Raw genomic sequence first — 17330 nt, 5'->3', positions numbered from 1 at the left:
TCAGCTTGCCGCCGGCTCGACGTAGCGCGGGAAAATCGGCGCAGGGGCCGGCAGCGGCGTGCCCGGCACGATCCGGGTCGGCAGCGCCGCGAAGTCGCGCGAACCTTCCGCAACGCCGAGGATGTCGAGCAGCTTCGCCGCCGAGGTCGGGATCGCCGGCTGTGCCAGGATCGCAATCTGCCGCAGCACTTCGGCGGTGACGTACAGCACCGTCTTCTGCCGCGCCGGGTCGGTCTTGGCGAGCGCCCACGGCGCTTCGCCGGCGAAGTAACGGTTGGCTTCCGCCACCACCGCCCACACCGCGTTGAGCGCCTGATGGATCTGCTGCGTCGCCATCGCGGTCCGCGCCTGCGCGATCATGCCGTCGGCCATCGCCAGGATGGCGCTGTCGGTCTCACTGAACGCGCCATGCTCGGGCACTTTGCCGTCGCACTGCTTGGCGATCATGGTGAGTGAACGCTGCGCCAGATTGCCGAGGTCGTTGGCGAGATCGGCGTTGATGCGGTTGACGATCGCCTCGTGATTGTAGCTGCCGTCAGAACCGAACGGCACCTCGCGCAGGAAGAAGTAACGCACCTGATCGACGCCGTACTGGTCGGCCAGATTGAACGGGTCGACGATGTTGCCGACCGACTTCGACATCTTCTCGCCCTTGTTGAACAGGAAGCCGTGGGCGTAGACGCGCTTCTGGATCGGGATTCCCGCCGACATCAGGAACGCCGGCCAGTACACCGCATGGAAGCGGATGATGTCCTTGCCGATGACGTGAACGTCAGCCGGCCAGTAATGCCAGTTCTTGTCGGATTCATCCGGGAAGCCGACGCCGGTGATGTAGTTGGTCAGCGCGTCGACCCAGACATACATCACGTGCTCGGGATCGCCTGGCACCTTGACGCCCCAGTCGAACGTGGTGCGCGACACCGACAGATCCTTCAGCCCGCCCTTGACGAAGCTGACCACCTCGTTGCGGCGCGCGTCCGGGCCGATGAAGTCCGGCTGCTCCTCGTAGAGCTTCAACAGTCTGTCCTGATAGGCCGACAGTTTGAAGAAGTAGCTCTTCTCCTCGACCCACTCGACCGGCGTGCCCTGCGGGCCACGGCGAACGCCGTCCTCGCCGACGACGGTTTCATCCTCGGCGTAATAGGCTTCGTCCCGGACCGAGTACCAGCCGGAATAGCTGTCGAGATAGATGTCGCCGCTGGCCTGCATGCGCTTCCAGATTTCCTGGACGGACGCGTGATGCTGCTCCTCGGAGGTACGGATGAAGCGGTCGTAGGAGATGCCGAAGCGATCATCCATGTCGCGGAAGCGGCCGGCATTGCGGGCGGCAAGCTCAGCCGGCGTCATCCCCTCGCGCTGCGCGGTCTGGATCATCTTCAGGCCGTGCTCGTCGGTGCCGGTCAGGAAGAACACATCCTTGCCGTCGAGCCGCTGGAACCGGGCCAGCGCGTCGGTCGCGATCGCCTCATAGGCGTGACCGATATGCGGCGCGCCGTTCGGATAGGAGATCGCCGTGGTGATGTAGAATGAATTTCGCTGCGCCATCTGCGCGGACGCCTTTCAAATCTGGATCGGTTGAGCGCGGCGGCGCTGACCATGCCGGGCGATCGATCGCCGGATCGGCGTCAGCGCACCGCCTCCGCGAGAAGCCCGAACACCGAAAATACCAGCGGTTTCCGCTCGAGATTGTAGGCTTCGGTGTCGCGTGCGGCGCGGCCGATCTTTTCCCATACCTCCGCCAGCCGTGCAAGGCGCGGCAGTTCCGCGTTCGGATCTGGCGTGCGGAGCCGCGCCGCGACCCAGCGGTCGACCCCATCGACAAAGGCCTGCAGCGTCGCACGATCGGTGCCGCCGATCGCATCGCCAAGCGCGTGCAGCGCGCGGGGATCGACATTCGGCAGGCTGTCGAGCAGCGCGGTCGTGGTCTGCTGCAGCGACAAGGCGCCGCCGCCCATCAGCATCAGCGCGCGCGCGACGCTGCCTTCGGACGCCGCGGCCGCTTCGCCGAGCTGCGGATCATCGCGCTCGAGACCGGCCGCATCCGCCGCTGCGGCGATCACGTCAGCGGTCGCGAGCGGGCGCAGCATCAGCTTGCGGCATCGCGACTGGATGGTCGGCAGCACGCGCGCCGGCGCGTTCGACAGCAGCAGGAACAGCGAGCGCTGCGGCGGCTCCTCGATCACCTTGAGCAGCGCGTTCGCCGAATTGGCATTCAGGTCGTCGACGGTGTCGACGATGCACACCCGCCAGCCATCGATCGCCGCGGTGGCGCCAAAGAACGAGATCGTCTCGCGCGACTCATCGACGGTGATGACGTTGCGCAGCACGCCTTTGTCGTTGACCGAACGCTCCAGCGTCAGCAGCCCGCCATGGGCCTCGGCCGCGATATGGCGCGCCACCGGATGATCGGGGTCGATCGCCAGCGAGGCTGCGCTCCGCACCGCGTCCGATTGCGGCTCGCGATGCGTCAGCACGAACCGCGCCATCCGGTACGCCAGCGTCGCCTTGCCGATTCCCTGCGCGCCGCCGATCAGCCAGGCATGGGCAATCCGGCCGCCGCGATAAGCGTCGAGCAGCGCTTGTTCGGCGGCGTGGTGACCGTACAGCTCGGTGGTCTCGCGCGGATGCCGGACGGTGTTTTCCGGCGCCGCTGCCTTCGAGGCGGCCTTGCGGGCGCTCATGCCGATTTCGCCCCGCTGCGGGCTGGCTCCAGCAGACGCAGCCGTACCGCCTGCCAAATCCGGTCGGCGACCTCCTCCGGCTCGGCGTTGGCATCGATCAGCACGCAGCGCTCCGGCTCCTGCGCGGCGATCTGGCGAAATACCTCGCGGAGGCCACGGTGGAAATCGATCGCCTCGGATTCGAACCGGTCCGGCGTCTCGCTGCCGCGGCGCACCGCGGCGCGCGCCAGCCCGATCTCGACCGGAATATCGAGGATCACGGTGAGGTCCGGTTTCATGTCGCCGATCGTCACCTGCTGCAGCGCGTTGAGCAGATCCAGGCTCACGGCGCCGAGCTTGCCCTGATACGCCCGGGTTGAATCGTAGAAGCGGTCGCACAGCACCCATTCGCCGCGGGCCAGCGCCGGCTCGATCAGGGTGCGAACATGGTCGTCGCGGGCGGCGGCGAACAGCAGCGCCTCGGCATCGGCGCCGCCGATCAGCTTGCCGATCCCCGCCAGCAGCGCGCTGCGGATCGCTTCCGCGCCCGGCGAGCCGCCGGGTTCGCGGGTCACCAGCGCGCGCAGCCGCGCCTTCTCCAGCCGCTTCGCCAGCAACCTGATCTGAGTCGATTTGCCGGCTCCCTCTCCACCTTCAAAGGTGATGAAGCGCCCGCGCAATGAACGATTTGTCGGCTTCTTTTGAACCATGGTCAGAGCTTTGCCATGCCGGCCCGCACCAGGCCGATCGCCAGCTCGCTGGCGCCGTCGAGCGCGCGACGCATGGTCGAGCCGACCGGATCGGCCTCGGCCGCCTTCAGCGGCACCTCGACTGCCAGATTGGGGCCTCGCCACACCCGGACCATCCCAACCCGCTGGCCGGATTCGACCGGAGCCGGCACCGGCCCCTGATACACGATCCGCGCGATCAGTTTGTCGCTGCCGTTCTTGCGCACCATCACGCGGACCGGCTCGGCCGGCGTCAGCGGGACGTAGCGCTTCTCACCGCCGAACACCCGCGCGTAACCGATCGTCGCATCATTGGCGAACAGCGACCGCGACTCGAAATTGCGGAAGCCCCATTCCAACAGCTTCTTCGCTTCGCTGGCACGGTCATCAGCATCCTCGAGACCGTTCACCACTACGATCAGCCGCATCCCGTTCTGCACCGCCGAGCCGACCATGCCGTAGCCGCCCTCCTTGGTGTAGCCGGTCTTGAAGCCGTCGGCGCCCGGCATCGCGTTCAGCAGCGGATTACGATTGGTCTGGCGGATCTTGTTCCAGGTGAACTCCTTCTCACCGAACAGCGGGTAGTATTCGGGATAGGTCAGGATGATGTGGCGGGCGAGCTTCGCCAGCTCGCGCACGCTCATCTTGTTGTCGGGGTTCGGCAGCCCAGTGGAATTGGCGAAGGTCGATTGCGTCAGCCCGATCTCGCGCGCCCGCTTGGTCATCAGCTCGACGAACGCCGCTTCGCTGCCGGCGATGCCCTCGGCCAGCACCATGCAGGAGTCGTTGCCGCTCTGGATGATCGCGCCGTGCAGCAGATTGTCGACCGAGATGATGCTGTGGATCTCGGCGAACATCGTCGAGCCGCCGGCCGGCGCGCCGCCATTGCGCCACGCATTCTCGCTCACCCGGTATTCCTGGGTGAGTTGGAGTTCGCCGGCCTTGAGCAGATGAAACACGGTTTCGACCGTCATCAGCTTCATCATGCTGGACGGCGCGCGCAGTTCGTCGGCGTTCTTCTCGAACAGCACGCTGCCGCTCTCGGCATCGACCAGGATGGCGCTCGGCGCCTGCGCCTCGAAACCGGAATCGTCCTTCTTGGCGCCCTGCACGCTCTGGTTGGCGGCGGTCACCGGCCCTGCCCCAATCGCAATGGCGATCAGGCCCGCCAACAGGCCGCGCCAAAGGGACGAGCGCGGAGAAAGCAGCGAAGTCAGGACGGCCATCGACGGGATTTCCAGGGCAGCGTTACGACCGCCGGCCGTGCAACCGGCGCGGCCGTTTTCGATTGTGGTGACGGACGATCAATCCTACCGTGAGCGCAAGCTCGCTTCCACACAAACTCAATAACAATCAGGGCGGATACACCATGGCTTCCACACGCACCGTCACCGTCAATGGCATCGAGCTGTTCCTGCGTGAACAGGGTGAAGGTCCGCTGGTGGTCCTGTGCCACGGCTGGCCGGAGCTGTCGTATTCGTGGCGGCACCAGATCGGCGCGCTCGCGGACGCGGGCTATCACGTGGTGGCGCCGGACATGCGCGGCTTCGGCCGTTCCTCGGCTCCCCAAGCGGTCGAGGCTTACAGCATCTTCGATCTGGTGGGCGACATGGTGGCGTTGGTGGCCGAACTCGGCGAAACTCGCGCCGCGATCATCGGCCATGATTGGGGCGCACCGGTCGCCTGGCACGCGGCGCAGTTTAGGCCAGATCTGTTCGCGGCGGTCGCGGGCCTCAGCGTGCCGCCGCCGTGGCGCGGTAAAGGCCGGCCGCTGGACCTCTTGCGCGCCGCCGGCATCACCAACTTCTATTGGCAGTATTTCCAGAAGCCCGGGGTCGCCGAGGCTGAATTCGAGCGCGATGTCGCCGGAACGATGCGGGGCATGCTGTGCGGCGGCTTCGCCGACCCGGCGCGCTCGCTGTTCGTGCCGGAAGGGCGCGGCTTCGTCGGCCGGTCAGCCGCCACGCTGCCGCTGCCGAGCTGGCTGACCGAGGCCGAACTCGCCTTCTTCACCGAGCAATACAAAGAGAGCGGCTTCCGCGGCGGCCTCAATTGGTACCGCAATATCGATCGCAACTGGGAGCTGACCGCGCCCTGGCAAGGCGCTCAGATTCGCCAGCCCGCCGCGTTCATTGCCGGCAGCAACGACCCGGTGATTTCCGACAAGATGAGCGGGAAGCATCTGGCCGCGATCGAGCGGGTGCTGCCGAATCTGAAACAGAAGCTGATCATCGACGGCGCCGGACATTGGATCCAGCAGGAAAAGCCCGATGAAGTGAATGCGGCGCTGATCGCGTTTCTGAAGGAAAATTACTGAGACGATTGGAGCGGCTGGATCGAGCCGCTCAGTACAGGCCGCGGGCCGACAGCAGGTTGCCGATCTCGTCGTTGCGGCGGACCGGGGCGCTGGCCGGTTCTGCATCGGCTTCTTCGGAGCCGACATTGTAAGAGACCGCCCGCGGGTTCGGCGCCAGCGCCTGCCGGTTCGAGCGGCTGCTGCGCGAGGCCGAGACTTCGGTGGTGGCGCCGACTGAGGCGACGTCCATCGAGGTGTTGCCGAGCGAGTATGGGCGCCCTTCCGGCAGCGGAATGTCGCCGCGGATCCGGCCGCCTCCGCTGCTGGCGCTCGCGCTGCCGAAGTCCGGCACGAACGGCTTGGCCGACGCGATGCGGACGCCTGTGGGCGCCGGGGCCGGTTCGCCCTGACGCAGCGTCGCGATCAACTGCCGGTCGTCGGAGCCTTCGAGGGGCGCCCGGCCGACATATTCGACCCGCACCTTCGCGGTGCCTCTGTGTTTGAATTCAAGCAGTTCGGCGGCTTTGTTCGAAACGTCGATGAGCCGGTTGCCGTGATACGGGCCGCGGTCGTTGATCCGCACGATCAGCGACCGGCCGTTGGCCATATTGGTCACCCGGGCGTAGCTCGGGATCGGCAGGGTCGGATGCGCCGCCGACAGCGACGCCATGTCGAACACTTCGCCGTTGGCCGTCAGCCGGCCATGAAAGTCATCGCCGTACCAAGAGGCCAAGCCTTCGGCGCGGTAATGCGGATTCTCTTCAGGAACGTAGGTGCGGCCGGCAACCACGTATGGCTTGCCGACCCGATAGGTGCCGCCGCCCTTCGGCACGGGCTCGCCGAAAGCAACCACGCGCGGGCTCGACGACACGCCGTATTTCGGATCAAGCCGGCTGAATTGGCCGTTCTGGGCACAATTGGCAAGGACAAGGCAGGCACCCGCAGCGACCACGACACGCGCGGCACGGCCTTTGGAATCTCGCTCGCGAATCCCCATGAGTCCCCGAATACCATTCCCGCAGCCCGCGCCCAACTCGGCGCTTCCCCAGCCGCGACCGATGCACGCCCATTCCGGCATCGGTTGGGACCATATCGCACAGCGAACACGGCGAAAATGGGACCGCTCAAACTTGATCGATTGATGGTTAAGGCTTTTTCGGTCCACCAGCCGCCGCCGCCGCACTCAACGCTCTTCATCGCACGCTTGCCCCCGCACGCCGATTCGCGGAACACTGCGCCGCAGAGTGAAAGGACCGCCTGTGACCGCCCCCCTTCTCGATCGCACTCCGTCCCGTACAGATCTCGCTTGGGCGATCGCCCTCGGGGGCATTGCAACCGTGTCGTTCGCGGCGCTGCTCTATGCTTCGTGGCAGTTCGCCGGCACGCTATTCCTGATCTTTGCGGGCGTGCTGTTCGGCGTCTTCCTCAATGCGCTGACCGAGCTCACGGGTAAGCTGGTCGGCGGGCCACATGGCCTACGTCTGGCGCTGATCTGCCTGGTTCTGACCAGCCTGACGATCGGCGTGGCGTTTCTTGGCGGCAACACCATCAGCCAGCAGGCCAAGGCGCTGTCCGGCACGATCAAGACCCAGATCGTCAACGTGAAGGCGTTCCTCGAGCGCAATGGCGTCGACACCGGCTTCCTCGAGCTCAACACCACGCCAAGCGCAGCGCACCCCGAAACCACAACGCCCGTTCAGCCACGCAACCTGCCGAGCGCCGGCGAGATCGCTTCCGGCGGCGGCGCGATCGTCAGCCAGACCCTGAAGCTGATCCTCGGCACCATCGGTGCCGTCGGCAACTTCTTCATCGTGATGTTTCTCGGGCTGGCCTTCGCGGCGCAGCCGTCGGTGTATCGCAACGGATTGGTGCGGATGGTGCCGCGGCGCTATCGGGCGCAGGCAGATGTCATCGTCACCGACACCGGCGAGATGTTGAAACGCTGGCTGCTGGCGCAGCTGATCACCATGATGGCGGTGTTCGCCGTGACCGCGACCGGTCTTTCGTTGATCGGAATTCCTGGAGCGTTCATCCTCGGCATCCAGGCTGGTCTGCTCGCCTTCATCCCGACCGTGGGCGCCATTCTGGGCGGGCTGATCATCGTGCTTGCCGCGATCGGCTCCGGCTGGATCGCCGTGGTCAGCGCCTTCGTGCTCTTCCTCGGCGTCCACGCGCTCGAAAGCTACATCCTGACGCCGTTGATCCAGCGTCAGGCGATCGACATCCCGCCGGCCACGCTGTTCGCGATGCAGATCCTGCTCGGCATCGTGTTCGGGCTGTGGGGGCTGGCGCTGGCGTTGCCGCTGATGGCGATCGGCCGGGTCGTGCTCGACCATCTGCGCGGCGAGGAACCGGCCGAGCTGATCGCTCCGGCCGGCGCCGCACCTCTGGCGATTACCCCTGAGACGTAAGCACCGTCTCGGTGTGCTCGACATCCGGCGGCGCGGCGAAGAAGCCGCCGACGAGGCCGCGCCACTCGGTGAAGTTCTCCGAGCCGCGGAAGTCGACGGTGTGGTTCTCCAGCGTCTGCCACTTCACCATCAGGCGGTAGCGTTGCGGCTTCTCGATCGACTTGTGCAGCTCGAAGCCGCAGAACCCTTTGGAGCGGCCGAACGCCTCGCGCGCCTTGGCGACCGCGGCTTCGAAGTCGGCCTCGCTGCCGGGTTTGACGTCGATCTGTGCGATTTCGGTGATCATGCGCGTGCGCCTCGTCCGTGATGGGACGAGCGTCTTATCGCACCGGGCGGCGCAATTGAAGCGGTCGGAAGCGGCGGCTTAGGCGACCGCCTGCCCGACCTCGCCGCCTCGTGCGACAACCTGATGCTCGCGTGCCTGCGCGGCCTTGCGCCGGCTCTCCTCGAGCGACACCGGCTGCTCCACCGTTGCGACCACGCGATTCCGGCCGCCGCGTTTGGCTTGATACAGCGCGGTGTCGGCCGCGGCGAGCAGCACCTCGAGCTCGACACCCGCCGGGCCGCCGGCGACGCCGATCGAGACCGTGGTCGCCACTGGCGCGTCGTCGACCTCGATACCGCAATTCTGGAACGCCTCGCGGACGCGGTCGGCCGCGGTGACCGCCTCGTCGATCGGGCACGGCAGCAGCGCGGCGAACTCCTCGCCGCCGATCCGGCCCGACAGGTCCGATATGCGTAGCGAATTGGTAACGATGGCGGCAAACAGCTTCAGCACTTCGTCGCCGGCCGGGTGACCGAACCGGTCGTTGATCGACTTGAAGTGGTCGATGTCGAAGATCAGCGCCGACACCGGCCGGCCGGCGATCGCTTCGCGCTCGATCATCCGGGCGCACGCTTCGGAGAAGCCGCGGCGGTTGAGCATGCCGGTCAGCGGGTCCAGCGACGCGGCGGTCTTGTGCAAGCTGACCGAACGCTCGGACACCAGCATAAAGATCACGAACACGGTGCCGATCGCGTACAACACCAGTTCAACGGCAAACAGCACCACCCAGACGTTGCCGGCGAAGCCGGAATGCGGCGACGGCCACAGGTCGGCCAGCACGATCGGCAGCATCAGCACGGCGCCATGCAGCAGCGGCACCACCATCGTCGGCCAGCGCCGATGCATCGCTTTGCGACGCTCGGCAGCGAGCTGGCTGGCGGTCAGCCCCGCATAGGCGGCGACGATCGCGGCGCCGATCGTCATCCGCAGCGCGTCCTGCTCAGGCGGCAGACTGGTGACAGCGGCGAGCCAGGCGAGCGCGCCGAGGAACAGGCCCGGCCAGCTCGGCTTCAGGCCGTGGAACACCCGAGCTGCGTTCCACATCATGCCGCAGGCGATAAAGCCGAGGCTGGCCATCGCCAGCGTGATCACCTCGCCGAATACCGGAGTGAGGATGGTCCATAGCGCCACCGTGATGGCTCCGAGTAGGTAGGCGTTTCCCCACCAGTTCAGGGCCGGGATTTTCTCCTGGCGGCCGAAATAGTGCAGCATCACACCGAGCAGCGCGCAGATCAGAGTCGCAACAAGGAACAGTGTCGAGATATCGAGCGACATGGTGGGGTACTCGGTGGTGGCTTCCGGTGATGGCATTTCAACACCGCGGGCGCGGCGCTGATCCCCTCATGCAGGCGATTTGACTCCGGGTGAATTGAAATCGCGTTTGTTCGACAGGTCCGATTTGTCCGATAACTCGCTGGAAATTGCCGACAATTTGCGTGCAAAGCCACGCTCGCCGGTAAGCCTGCCCCCGGCCGCTTGCACCATTCCAAACGGCAATAAAAAAGGGCGCCCCGCAGGGCGCCCTTTGGATCGACCGGTGAGACCGGGAAAGATTAGCGCTTCGAGAACTGGAAGGAGCGGCGGGCCTTGGCCTTGCCGTACTTCTTACGTTCGACGACGCGGCTGTCGCGGGTCAGGAAGCCACCCTTCTTCAGCACGCTGCGCAGCTCCGGCTCGAAATTGGTGAGCGCCTTGGAGATGCCGTGACGAACCGCACCGGCCTGGCCGGACAGACCGCCGCCGGCGACGGTGCAGATCACGTCGTACTGGCCGGCACGGGCCGCGGCGACCAGCGGCTGCTGGATCATCATGCGCAGCACCGGACGGGCGAAGTAGGTTTCGACCTCACGGCTGTTGACGGTGATCTTGCCGGCGCCCGGCTTGATCCAGACGCGGGCAACCGCGTCCTTGCGCTTGCCGGTGGCGTAGGCGCGACCGAACTTGTCGACCTTCTTGGTGTAGGTCGGCGCGTCCGCGGCAGCGACGGTGGTCTTCAGCGCGGCGAGCTGGTCGAGAGACTGCATGGTCTCGGACATCTTATGCGGCCCTCATGTTCTTGCGGTTCATCGCACCGATGTCGAGCTTCTCGGGCTGCTGAGCTTCGTGCGGGTGTTCGGCGCCGGGATAGACGCGCAGGTTGCCCATCTGGACGCGGCCGAGCGGACCGCGCGGGATCATGCGCTCAATCGCCTTCTCAACCACGCGCTCCGGGAAACGACCTTCGAGGATCGCCTTCGCAGAGCGCTCCTTGATGCCGCCGATGAAGCCGGTGTGATGGTAGTAAACCTTGTTGTCGCGCTTGCGACCGGTCAGCACCACCTTCGAGGCGTTGATGATGATGACATTGTCGCCGCAGTCGACGTGCGGGGTGTAGGTCGGGAGGTGCTTGCCGCGCAGGCGCATCGCGACCAGCGTGGCGAGCCGGCCGACCACGAGACCGGTGGCGTCAATAATGACCCACTTCTTCGTGACTTCGGCGGGCTTGGCCGAAAACGTCTTCATGAGAATGATCCATGACAGGGGGAATTCGGTGCACGAAGCACCGGACTGCGGGCGCTTGTAGAGAAGCACCGCTTTCGCGTCAATCCCTCTCGGTCTGAATTTCGCTTGTTAAACCAGATGGTTACAAATAAGGTGCAATAATACCTTCTAAAACATCAAGCGACTGGAATGGAATAGGTCGACGTCACATGGGCGATCGGATCCGGCGAGGTGCCGGACAGCAGCGTCACCTCCCCGACCGCCAGCCGCCGGCCGAGCTTCAACAGCTTGGCGACCGCCACGACGTCCTGGCCGGGCTGGCCCTTCCGCAGGAAGTTGATGTTGAGATTGGTGGTGACGGCGAGCGCGACGGGACCGATCGCCGACAGCAGCACGACGTACATGGCAAAATCCGCCAGAGCCATCAGGGTCGGCCCCGAAACGGTGCCCCCGGGGCGCAACATCCGGTCGCTGTAGCGCTGCCGTAATAGAGATGTGCGACCATCGGCGGTCTCGATCGAAATGTCACCGTGGCTGAACGCCTGCGGGAACTCGCGCTGCAGAAATTCTTCGAGTTCGGCTACGCCCATCCTCGCATGTGTCATGTCGTTCCCGCCCCTGCTCTCGCTTCGTTCGGCTTGTTACAATAAGGTGACGCTCGTTCCCAGCGCTTCATTTTGTTCCCGGACGTCGCCATGACCGTGTTGCCCGCTTTCGCTGCGACCCAGCCTTCACCGATTCTGTTGCGTGAGACCGTCGACGGCGGTGTTGCAGTGCTGACGTTGAACCGCCCTGCGGCGCGCAACAGCCTGTCGCTGGAGATGATCGACGATCTGCACGCGGCGCTGGATCTGATCGGCCGCGATGACGGCGTGCGTGTCGTGGTGATCGCCGCCAATGGACCCGCGTTCTGCGCCGGCCACGACCTCAAGGAGCTGACCGCGCATCGCAACGACGCCGATCGCGGCCGTGCCAGCTTCACCCGGATCATGACCGCCTGCAGCGCGATGATGCAGGCGATCGTCAAGCTGCCCAAGCCTGTGATCGCAGCGGTGCAAGGCGTCGCCACCGCGGCGGGCTGTCAGCTGGTCGCGAGCTGCGATCTCGCCATCGCGTCCGAGCAGGCGACCTTCGCGACGCCCGGCGTCGATATCGGACTGTTCTGCTCCACCCCGATGGTGGCGCTGTCCCGCAACGTGCCGCGCAAGAATGCGATGCACATGCTGCTGACCGGCGAGCCGGTCGGCGCCGAAGAGGCCCGGCAGATCGGCCTGATCAATCGCGTGGTGCCGCACGGCACCGAGCGCGCCGCAGCAGTGGCGCTCGCCGAGCAGATCGCCGGCAAGTCGGCCCACACCATCAAGATCGGCAAGGAAGCGTTCTACCGCCAGGCCGAGCTCAACTTGGCCGACGCCTATCACTACGCCTCCCAGGTGATGGCCGAGAATATGATGGCCGCCGATGCCGAAGAAGGCATTTGCGCCTTCCTGGAAAAGCGCCCGCCGGAATGGAAGGATCGTTGATTAGCTCTTTCGACCATGCCCCGTCATTGCGAGCGAAGCGAAGCAATCCAGGGCCAAGCACCGGAAGCTGGATTGCTTCGTCGCTTCGCTCCTCGCAATGACGGACTTGTAAGATGAACCACGACAGCTACCCCGACAACGACATCCGCGCGATCCTGAATGGTGTGAAGACGATTGCGATGGTCGGGGCATCGCCGCTCAACGTGCGGCCGAGCTACTTCGTGTTCAAATATCTCACCGAGCGCGGCTACGACGTCATTCCGATCAACCCCGGACAGGTCGGCAAGAGCCTGCTCGGCAAGCCGTTCGTGGCGTCACTGAAGGACATCGACCGGCCAATCGACATGGTCGACGTGTTCCGCGGCTCCGCGCATGTGATGCCGGTCGTCGACGAGGTGCTGTCGCTGTCGCCGCTGCCGAAAGTGATCTGGATGCAGATCGGGGTGCGCAACGACGAAGCCGCCGCAAAGGCCGAGGCCGCCGGCCTCAAGGTGGTGATGGATCGCTGCCCGAAGATCGAATACGGCCGGCTGTCGTCGGAGATTTCCTGGATGGGGGTGAATTCGCGCACCCTCAGCGCCAAGCGCGCGCCGATTCCGGTTAAGGGAATGCGGCTGTCGCTCGATCGTCAGAGCGTCGCCGGTGCCAATACCGCCGCGTCCGACCGCGCCGTGAAAAGCCGCAACGAGGCGGGCTGAACGCCGCAGCGCGGCTGCCCGCCCGCGCTTGACCTGATCCGGGGTTCCGATCAGATAGCTCAACCATCAGCCAGAGTACGGAGGGATCGACCATGACCGAACGCAACCCGGGATTCGCGACACTCGCGGTCCATGCCGGCGCCCAGCCCGATCCCACCACCGGTGCGCGCGCGACGCCGATCTATCAGACCACGTCTTACGTGTTCAACGATGCCGACCACGCCGCCTCGTTGTTCGGCCTGCAGGCGTTCGGCAACATCTACACCCGCATCACCAACCCGACGACCTCGGTGCTCGAAGAGCGCGTCGCCGCGCTGGAAGGCGGCACCGCCGCGCTCGCCACGGCGTCGGGCCACGCCGCGCAGTTGGTTGCCTTGCAGCAGTTGATGCAGCCCGGCGATGAATTTATCGCCGCGCGAAAACTCTATGGCGGGTCGATCAATCAGTTCACCCACGCCTTCAAGAGCTTCGGCTGGAACGTGGTGTGGGCCGACACCGACGATGTCGCCAGCTTCCAGCGCGCAGTGTCGCCGAAGACCAAGGCGATCTTCATCGAGTCGATCGCCAATCCGGGCGGCAGCATCACCGACATCGAGGCGATTGCGGAAGTCGCGCGCAATGCCGGCGTGCCGCTGATCGTCGACAATACGCTGGCGACGCCCTATTTGATCCGCCCGATCGACCATGGCGCGGACATCGTGGTGCATTCGCTCACCAAGTTCCTCGGCGGCCACGGCAACTCGCTCGGCGGCATCATCGTCGATGCCGGCACCTTCGATTGGTCGAAGGACGGCAAGTATCCGATGCTGAGCGAGCCGCGGCCCGAATATCACGGCCTGAAGATCCAGGAGACGTTCGGCAACTTCTCGTTCGCGATCGCCTGCCGCGTGCTCGGCCTGCGCGATCTCGGTCCGGCGCTGTCGCCGTTCAATGCCTTCATGCTGCTGACCGGCATCGAGACGCTGCCACTGCGGATGCAGAAGCACTGCGAAAACGCCAAGGCGATCGCCGAATTTCTCTCCACCCACAAGGCGGTCGATGAGGTCAACTACTCCGGCCTCGCCTCCAGCAAATACGCCGCCCTCGCCCGCAAATACGCGCCGAAGGGCGCCGGCGCAGTGTTCACCTTCAGCCTCAAGGGCGGCTACCAGGCCGGCGTCGATCTCGTCGCCAATCTGAAGCTGTTCTCGCATCTGGCCAATGTCGGCGACACCCGGTCGCTGATCATCCACCCGGCCTCGACCACCCACAGCCAGCTCGACGACGCCCAGAAGACCGCGGCTGGTGCCGCGCCCAACATGGTGCGGGTGTCGATCGGCATCGAGGACAAGGATGACCTGATCGCCGATCTCGACCAGGCGCTCGGCGGCTAACCGGGAAAACACTGGAGCAGCGTCGTCGAGGAGCCGGCGATGAGTAGCGGCCATTTCGAACTGCGGCGGCTGGAAGCGCTCAGCAACACCGTGTTCGGCGTCGCGATGACGCTGCTCGCCTACCAGGCGCCGCGCGAGAAGTTCGCCGGCGGCGATCCGCAGTGGCACGAGATCTGGCACGTCTACGGTGCCTTTGTCTCGACGCTGCTGCTCAGCTTCATCGTCGCCGGGATGTTCTGGTACAGCCACCAGCAGCGGCTGGCCTACACCACTCACGCCGGCCGCAGCGAGGTGATCGGCAATCTGTTCTTCCTGTTGTCGATCATCCTGCTGCCGGTGACCTGCGGCCTTTACGGCAACAACTACGACTCGCCCAACGTCACCACGCTGTACGGCTTCAACCTGTGGCTGATCGCGCTGTTCAACACCGCGCTCTGGGCCATGGCGGTCGCGCCGCGCGGCGACTGGCTGAAGCTGGCGACGCCGGCATTTTCGTTTGTGCTGTTCAGCTTCGCGACATTGGTCTGTCTGGTCGAACCGCACTGGCCGAAATTCATCTGGCCGCTGGCGTTCCTGTCGCCCGTAATCAGCGCGTGGAGCGAGAAGCGGCGATAGCAACTCTTCATGACGGCATTCGTTGCCGCGATCGAAGTCGCCGCAGCCGCCGTAACTTGGCGGCCCCGAGGACCGTGACGCAGATCCATTCGAAGAACGGACTGACCAAGGCCCCTCAGAGCCTGACTTGAAATGCGGGCAATGAAATCAAGCACTTTCGTTTCAACCCGTCATGCCCGGCCTTGTGCCGGGCATCCACGTCTTGCAGCGAAAACAGCAAGCAAGGCGTGGATGGCCGGGACGAGCCCGGCCATGACAAAACTAATCGTCAATTGAACGGCTTAGGAAAGCTGTTGAATTTGCTGCCCGCATTTCCGATCAGGCTCTCAGAGACTAAGCCCGGCCGGGATCGACCAGGAGTTTGATGCAGGCGTCCGCCTTCGACAGCGTCGAAAAGGCAGCAGCCACGCCCCCGCGTCCGACTGTCCCCGAGATCAGGGGAGAGACGTCGCAGTGTCCCTCCGCGATCGCGTGCAGCGTGTCGGCGAATTCGGCGGGGCTGTAGCCGAACACGAACCGCAACGAGAGCTGTTTGTTGATCGCCAGCGACGGCTCGATCGTATCGCTTTCCATGCAGACGCCGACCACGATGATGGTCGCCGTCGGCGGGGATTTCTCGATCAGCTGCTGCAGCATACCCGGCACGCCCACGCATTCGAACACCACGGCATCGCGGATCGTGCGGCCCTGCAGCGTCGCGGCGCCGAAGCTCGCCAAGGTCGCGGGAACGTCGAGAGCCTCCCAGCGATCGTGTGGCGAGTGCTCGCCTGGATCGATCACCACATCGGCACCGAGCGCCACGGCGGCGGCGCGGCGATGCGGTGAGAAGTCGCTGGCGATGACCGGACCAATCCCCCGCGCCTTGAGCGCGGCGATCACCGACAGACCGACCGGTCCGCAGCCGATCACCAAGGCCACGCTGCGCGGTGTCAGCGGAGCACTGGCAACGGCATGTGCGCCGACCGCCATCGGCTCGGTGAGCGCAGCGCGCACGTCGTCAAGCCCATTCGGCACCTCGAGCAGCAGCGCCTCTTGCAGCACCATTCGTTCGGCAAAGCCGCCGGGAAAGCGGTTCGAGTAGCCGACGAGTTCGCTGCCCGCCGGGCCGAATGCGGCCGGCACCGAAACCACCTTGGTGCCCGGAGCAAGGGTTTTGTTGCAGCCAGGACCGTGATCGATCACTTCGGCGCAGAACTCATGGCCGAACACGACGTCCTGGGATGGGTCGAGGCTGGGTCGCCCGCCGGCGCGGCGGGTGAGCGCGATCATGTGATCGAGATGATGAAGCGCGTGAAGATCCGATCCGCAAATCCCGCAAACCAGCGTCTTCACCAACACCTGGCCGTCGCCCGGTGTGACTTCGGCGATGTCTGTGTCGACCAGCTGGCCGGCACGCCTGACGACAGCCTTCATTGCACACCTCCCGCCAGAGCGTTCATGACGCGCGGCAGATTGGGTTGCCCAGTGTGCGCGGTCAGTCCGCCATCGACCGGCATGGCAACGCCGGTGACATATGACGCGGCATCGGAGGCGAGGAAGGCGATGACTTGCGCGATCTCCGCTGGGCTCGCGAACCGCCCTATCGGCACACGATCTTCCCAATCGGCGCGCAGACCCGGGATACCCTGAACGCCTGCGAGGATCGGCGTGTCGACCGGACCAGGGCACACCGCATTGACCCGTATTCCATCACGCGCATGATCGATTGCTGCGGTGCGGGTGAAATTGATGACGCCGGCCTTCGCAGCGTTGTAAGCCGCGAATCCGAAGTCGCCGGCGAGGCCCGAAGCCGAGGCGGTGTTGACGATGGCCCCTGCCCGCTGGGCCACCATCACCGGAAGCGCCGCCTTGCAGCCGAAGAACACGCCGTCGAGATTGATCGCGAGCACCTTCTTCCAGTCTTCGACCGGCAGTGCAGCAATCGATGACAGGCTGCCAATCCCAGCGTTGTTGACCAGCACATCGATCCGCCTGAAGGCCGCTACCGCACCGTCGATCAGTGCAGTCACCGATGCGAAATCGGACACGTCGGTGGTGATGAACCGTGTGCGCTCGGCGCCGAGTTCAGCCACCAAGGCATTACCCGCCGCCGCATCGAGGTCGCCGATCACCACGCTCGCGCCTTCGGCATGAAGGAGCCGCGCGGTCGCCGCGCCGATGCCGGATGCTCCACCTGTGATCACCGCGGCTTTGCCGCCAAAGCGCGTGCGCTCATTCATC

General features: G+C 65.3%; 18 protein-coding genes. 6 read left to right on the top strand and 12 right to left on the bottom strand.

The window, feature by feature from the left end; all coding sequences use genetic code 11:
* The 4 genes from metG to RPPS3_RS14310 form a co-directional block, all read right to left on the bottom strand.
* Complete coding sequence (gene metG / locus RPPS3_RS14325) at positions 1-1545, bottom strand: methionine--tRNA ligase (RefSeq protein ID WP_107344700.1); 1545 nt, start codon at positions 1543-1545, stop codon at positions 1-3.
* 80 nt (positions 1546-1625) lie between these two features.
* Entirely contained in the window at positions 1626-2681 is a 1056-nt protein-coding gene (locus tag RPPS3_RS14320) for a DNA polymerase III subunit delta' (RefSeq protein WP_107344699.1), read from the bottom strand.
* A complete protein-coding gene (tmk, locus tag RPPS3_RS14315; RefSeq protein WP_107344698.1) occupies positions 2678-3370 on the bottom strand; it encodes a dTMP kinase in 693 nt (230 codons plus the stop codon). The genes RPPS3_RS14320 and tmk overlap by 4 nt, the downstream gene beginning before the upstream one ends.
* Positions 3371-3372: 2 nt before the next feature.
* Complete coding sequence (locus tag RPPS3_RS14310; protein WP_107344697.1) at positions 3373-4614, bottom strand: D-alanyl-D-alanine carboxypeptidase family protein; 1242 nt, start codon at positions 4612-4614, stop codon at positions 3373-3375.
* Positions 4615-4757: 143 nt separating this feature from the next.
* On the opposite strand from RPPS3_RS14310, the gene RPPS3_RS14305 reads away from it, so the two are divergent.
* Entirely contained in the window at positions 4758-5705 is a 948-nt protein-coding gene (locus RPPS3_RS14305; protein ID WP_107344696.1) for an alpha/beta fold hydrolase, read from the top strand.
* A gap of 28 nt (positions 5706-5733) precedes the next feature.
* Here RPPS3_RS14305 and RPPS3_RS14300 read toward each other — a convergent pair whose 3' ends face one another.
* Entirely contained in the window at positions 5734-6681 is a 948-nt protein-coding gene (locus RPPS3_RS14300; RefSeq protein WP_107344695.1) for a septal ring lytic transglycosylase RlpA family protein, read from the bottom strand.
* A gap of 262 nt (positions 6682-6943) precedes the next feature.
* Here RPPS3_RS14300 and RPPS3_RS14295 point away from each other — a divergent pair, with 262 nt between their 5' ends.
* Positions 6944-8095, top strand: a complete 1152-nt coding sequence (locus RPPS3_RS14295; protein WP_107344694.1) for an AI-2E family transporter — start codon at positions 6944-6946, stop codon at positions 8093-8095.
* Here the strand turns inward: RPPS3_RS14295 and RPPS3_RS14290 are convergent.
* The 5 genes from RPPS3_RS14290 to RPPS3_RS14270 all read right to left on the bottom strand — a co-directional run bounded on the left by RPPS3_RS14290 (position 8079) and on the right by RPPS3_RS14270 (position 11506).
* Entirely contained in the window at positions 8079-8381 is a 303-nt protein-coding gene (locus RPPS3_RS14290; protein ID WP_107344693.1) for an antibiotic biosynthesis monooxygenase family protein, read from the bottom strand. The genes RPPS3_RS14295 and RPPS3_RS14290 overlap by 17 nt on opposite strands.
* A gap of 78 nt (positions 8382-8459) precedes the next feature.
* On the bottom strand, positions 8460-9695 hold the full coding sequence (locus tag RPPS3_RS14285; RefSeq protein ID WP_107344692.1) for a GGDEF domain-containing protein: 1236 nt from the start codon (positions 9693-9695) through the stop codon (positions 8460-8462).
* Positions 9696-9973: 278 nt separating this feature from the next.
* Complete coding sequence (gene rpsI / locus RPPS3_RS14280) at positions 9974-10456, bottom strand: 30S ribosomal protein S9 (protein ID WP_107344691.1); 483 nt, start codon at positions 10454-10456, stop codon at positions 9974-9976.
* A gap of 1 nt (position 10457) precedes the next feature.
* The gene (gene rplM / locus RPPS3_RS14275; RefSeq protein ID WP_011158318.1) at positions 10458-10922 is read right to left on the bottom strand and encodes a 50S ribosomal protein L13; all 465 of its coding nucleotides are present in this window, start codon (positions 10920-10922) and stop codon (positions 10458-10460) included.
* 155 nt (positions 10923-11077) lie between these two features.
* Positions 11078-11506 carry a PaaI family thioesterase gene (locus RPPS3_RS14270; protein ID WP_107344690.1) on the bottom strand — a complete coding sequence of 143 codons (429 nt, stop codon included), beginning with the start codon at positions 11504-11506 and terminating at the stop codon, positions 11078-11080.
* A gap of 90 nt (positions 11507-11596) precedes the next feature.
* Between RPPS3_RS14270 and RPPS3_RS14265 the strand changes: the two genes are divergently transcribed.
* From RPPS3_RS14265 to RPPS3_RS14250, 4 genes are all read left to right on the top strand, one after another.
* A complete protein-coding gene (locus RPPS3_RS14265; protein WP_107344689.1) occupies positions 11597-12424 on the top strand; it encodes an enoyl-CoA hydratase in 828 nt (275 codons plus the stop codon).
* Between the two features lie 113 nt (positions 12425-12537).
* Positions 12538-13122: a CoA-binding protein gene (locus tag RPPS3_RS14260; RefSeq protein ID WP_107344688.1), complete on the top strand. Its 585-nt coding sequence runs from the start codon at positions 12538-12540 to the stop codon at positions 13120-13122.
* Between the two features lie 92 nt (positions 13123-13214).
* On the top strand, positions 13215-14495 hold the full coding sequence (locus RPPS3_RS14255) for an O-acetylhomoserine aminocarboxypropyltransferase (RefSeq protein ID WP_107344687.1): 1281 nt from the start codon (positions 13215-13217) through the stop codon (positions 14493-14495).
* 39 nt (positions 14496-14534) lie between these two features.
* Positions 14535-15110, top strand: a complete 576-nt coding sequence (locus tag RPPS3_RS14250) for a TMEM175 family protein (protein ID WP_107344686.1) — start codon at positions 14535-14537, stop codon at positions 15108-15110.
* Between the two features lie 333 nt (positions 15111-15443).
* On the opposite strand, the gene RPPS3_RS14245 is transcribed toward RPPS3_RS14250, so the two are convergent.
* Positions 15444-16523, bottom strand: coding sequence for a zinc-binding dehydrogenase (locus RPPS3_RS14245; RefSeq protein ID WP_107344685.1), 1080 nt, complete (start codon positions 16521-16523; stop codon positions 15444-15446).
* On the bottom strand, positions 16520-17329 hold the full coding sequence (locus RPPS3_RS14240; protein WP_107344684.1) for an SDR family NAD(P)-dependent oxidoreductase: 810 nt from the start codon (positions 17327-17329) through the stop codon (positions 16520-16522). Before RPPS3_RS14240 ends, RPPS3_RS14245 begins: the two co-directional genes overlap by 4 nt.
* Between the last annotated feature and the right edge of the window lies 1 nt (position 17330).

Origin of the sequence: Rhodopseudomonas palustris (genome assembly GCF_003031265.1) — a bacterium.
In the GTDB taxonomy this organism is placed as follows: domain Bacteria; phylum Pseudomonadota; class Alphaproteobacteria; order Rhizobiales; family Xanthobacteraceae; genus Rhodopseudomonas; species Rhodopseudomonas palustris_H.
The sequence above is the reverse complement of the archived record's forward strand: the minus strand, read 5'-3'. Positions and strand labels throughout refer to the sequence as shown.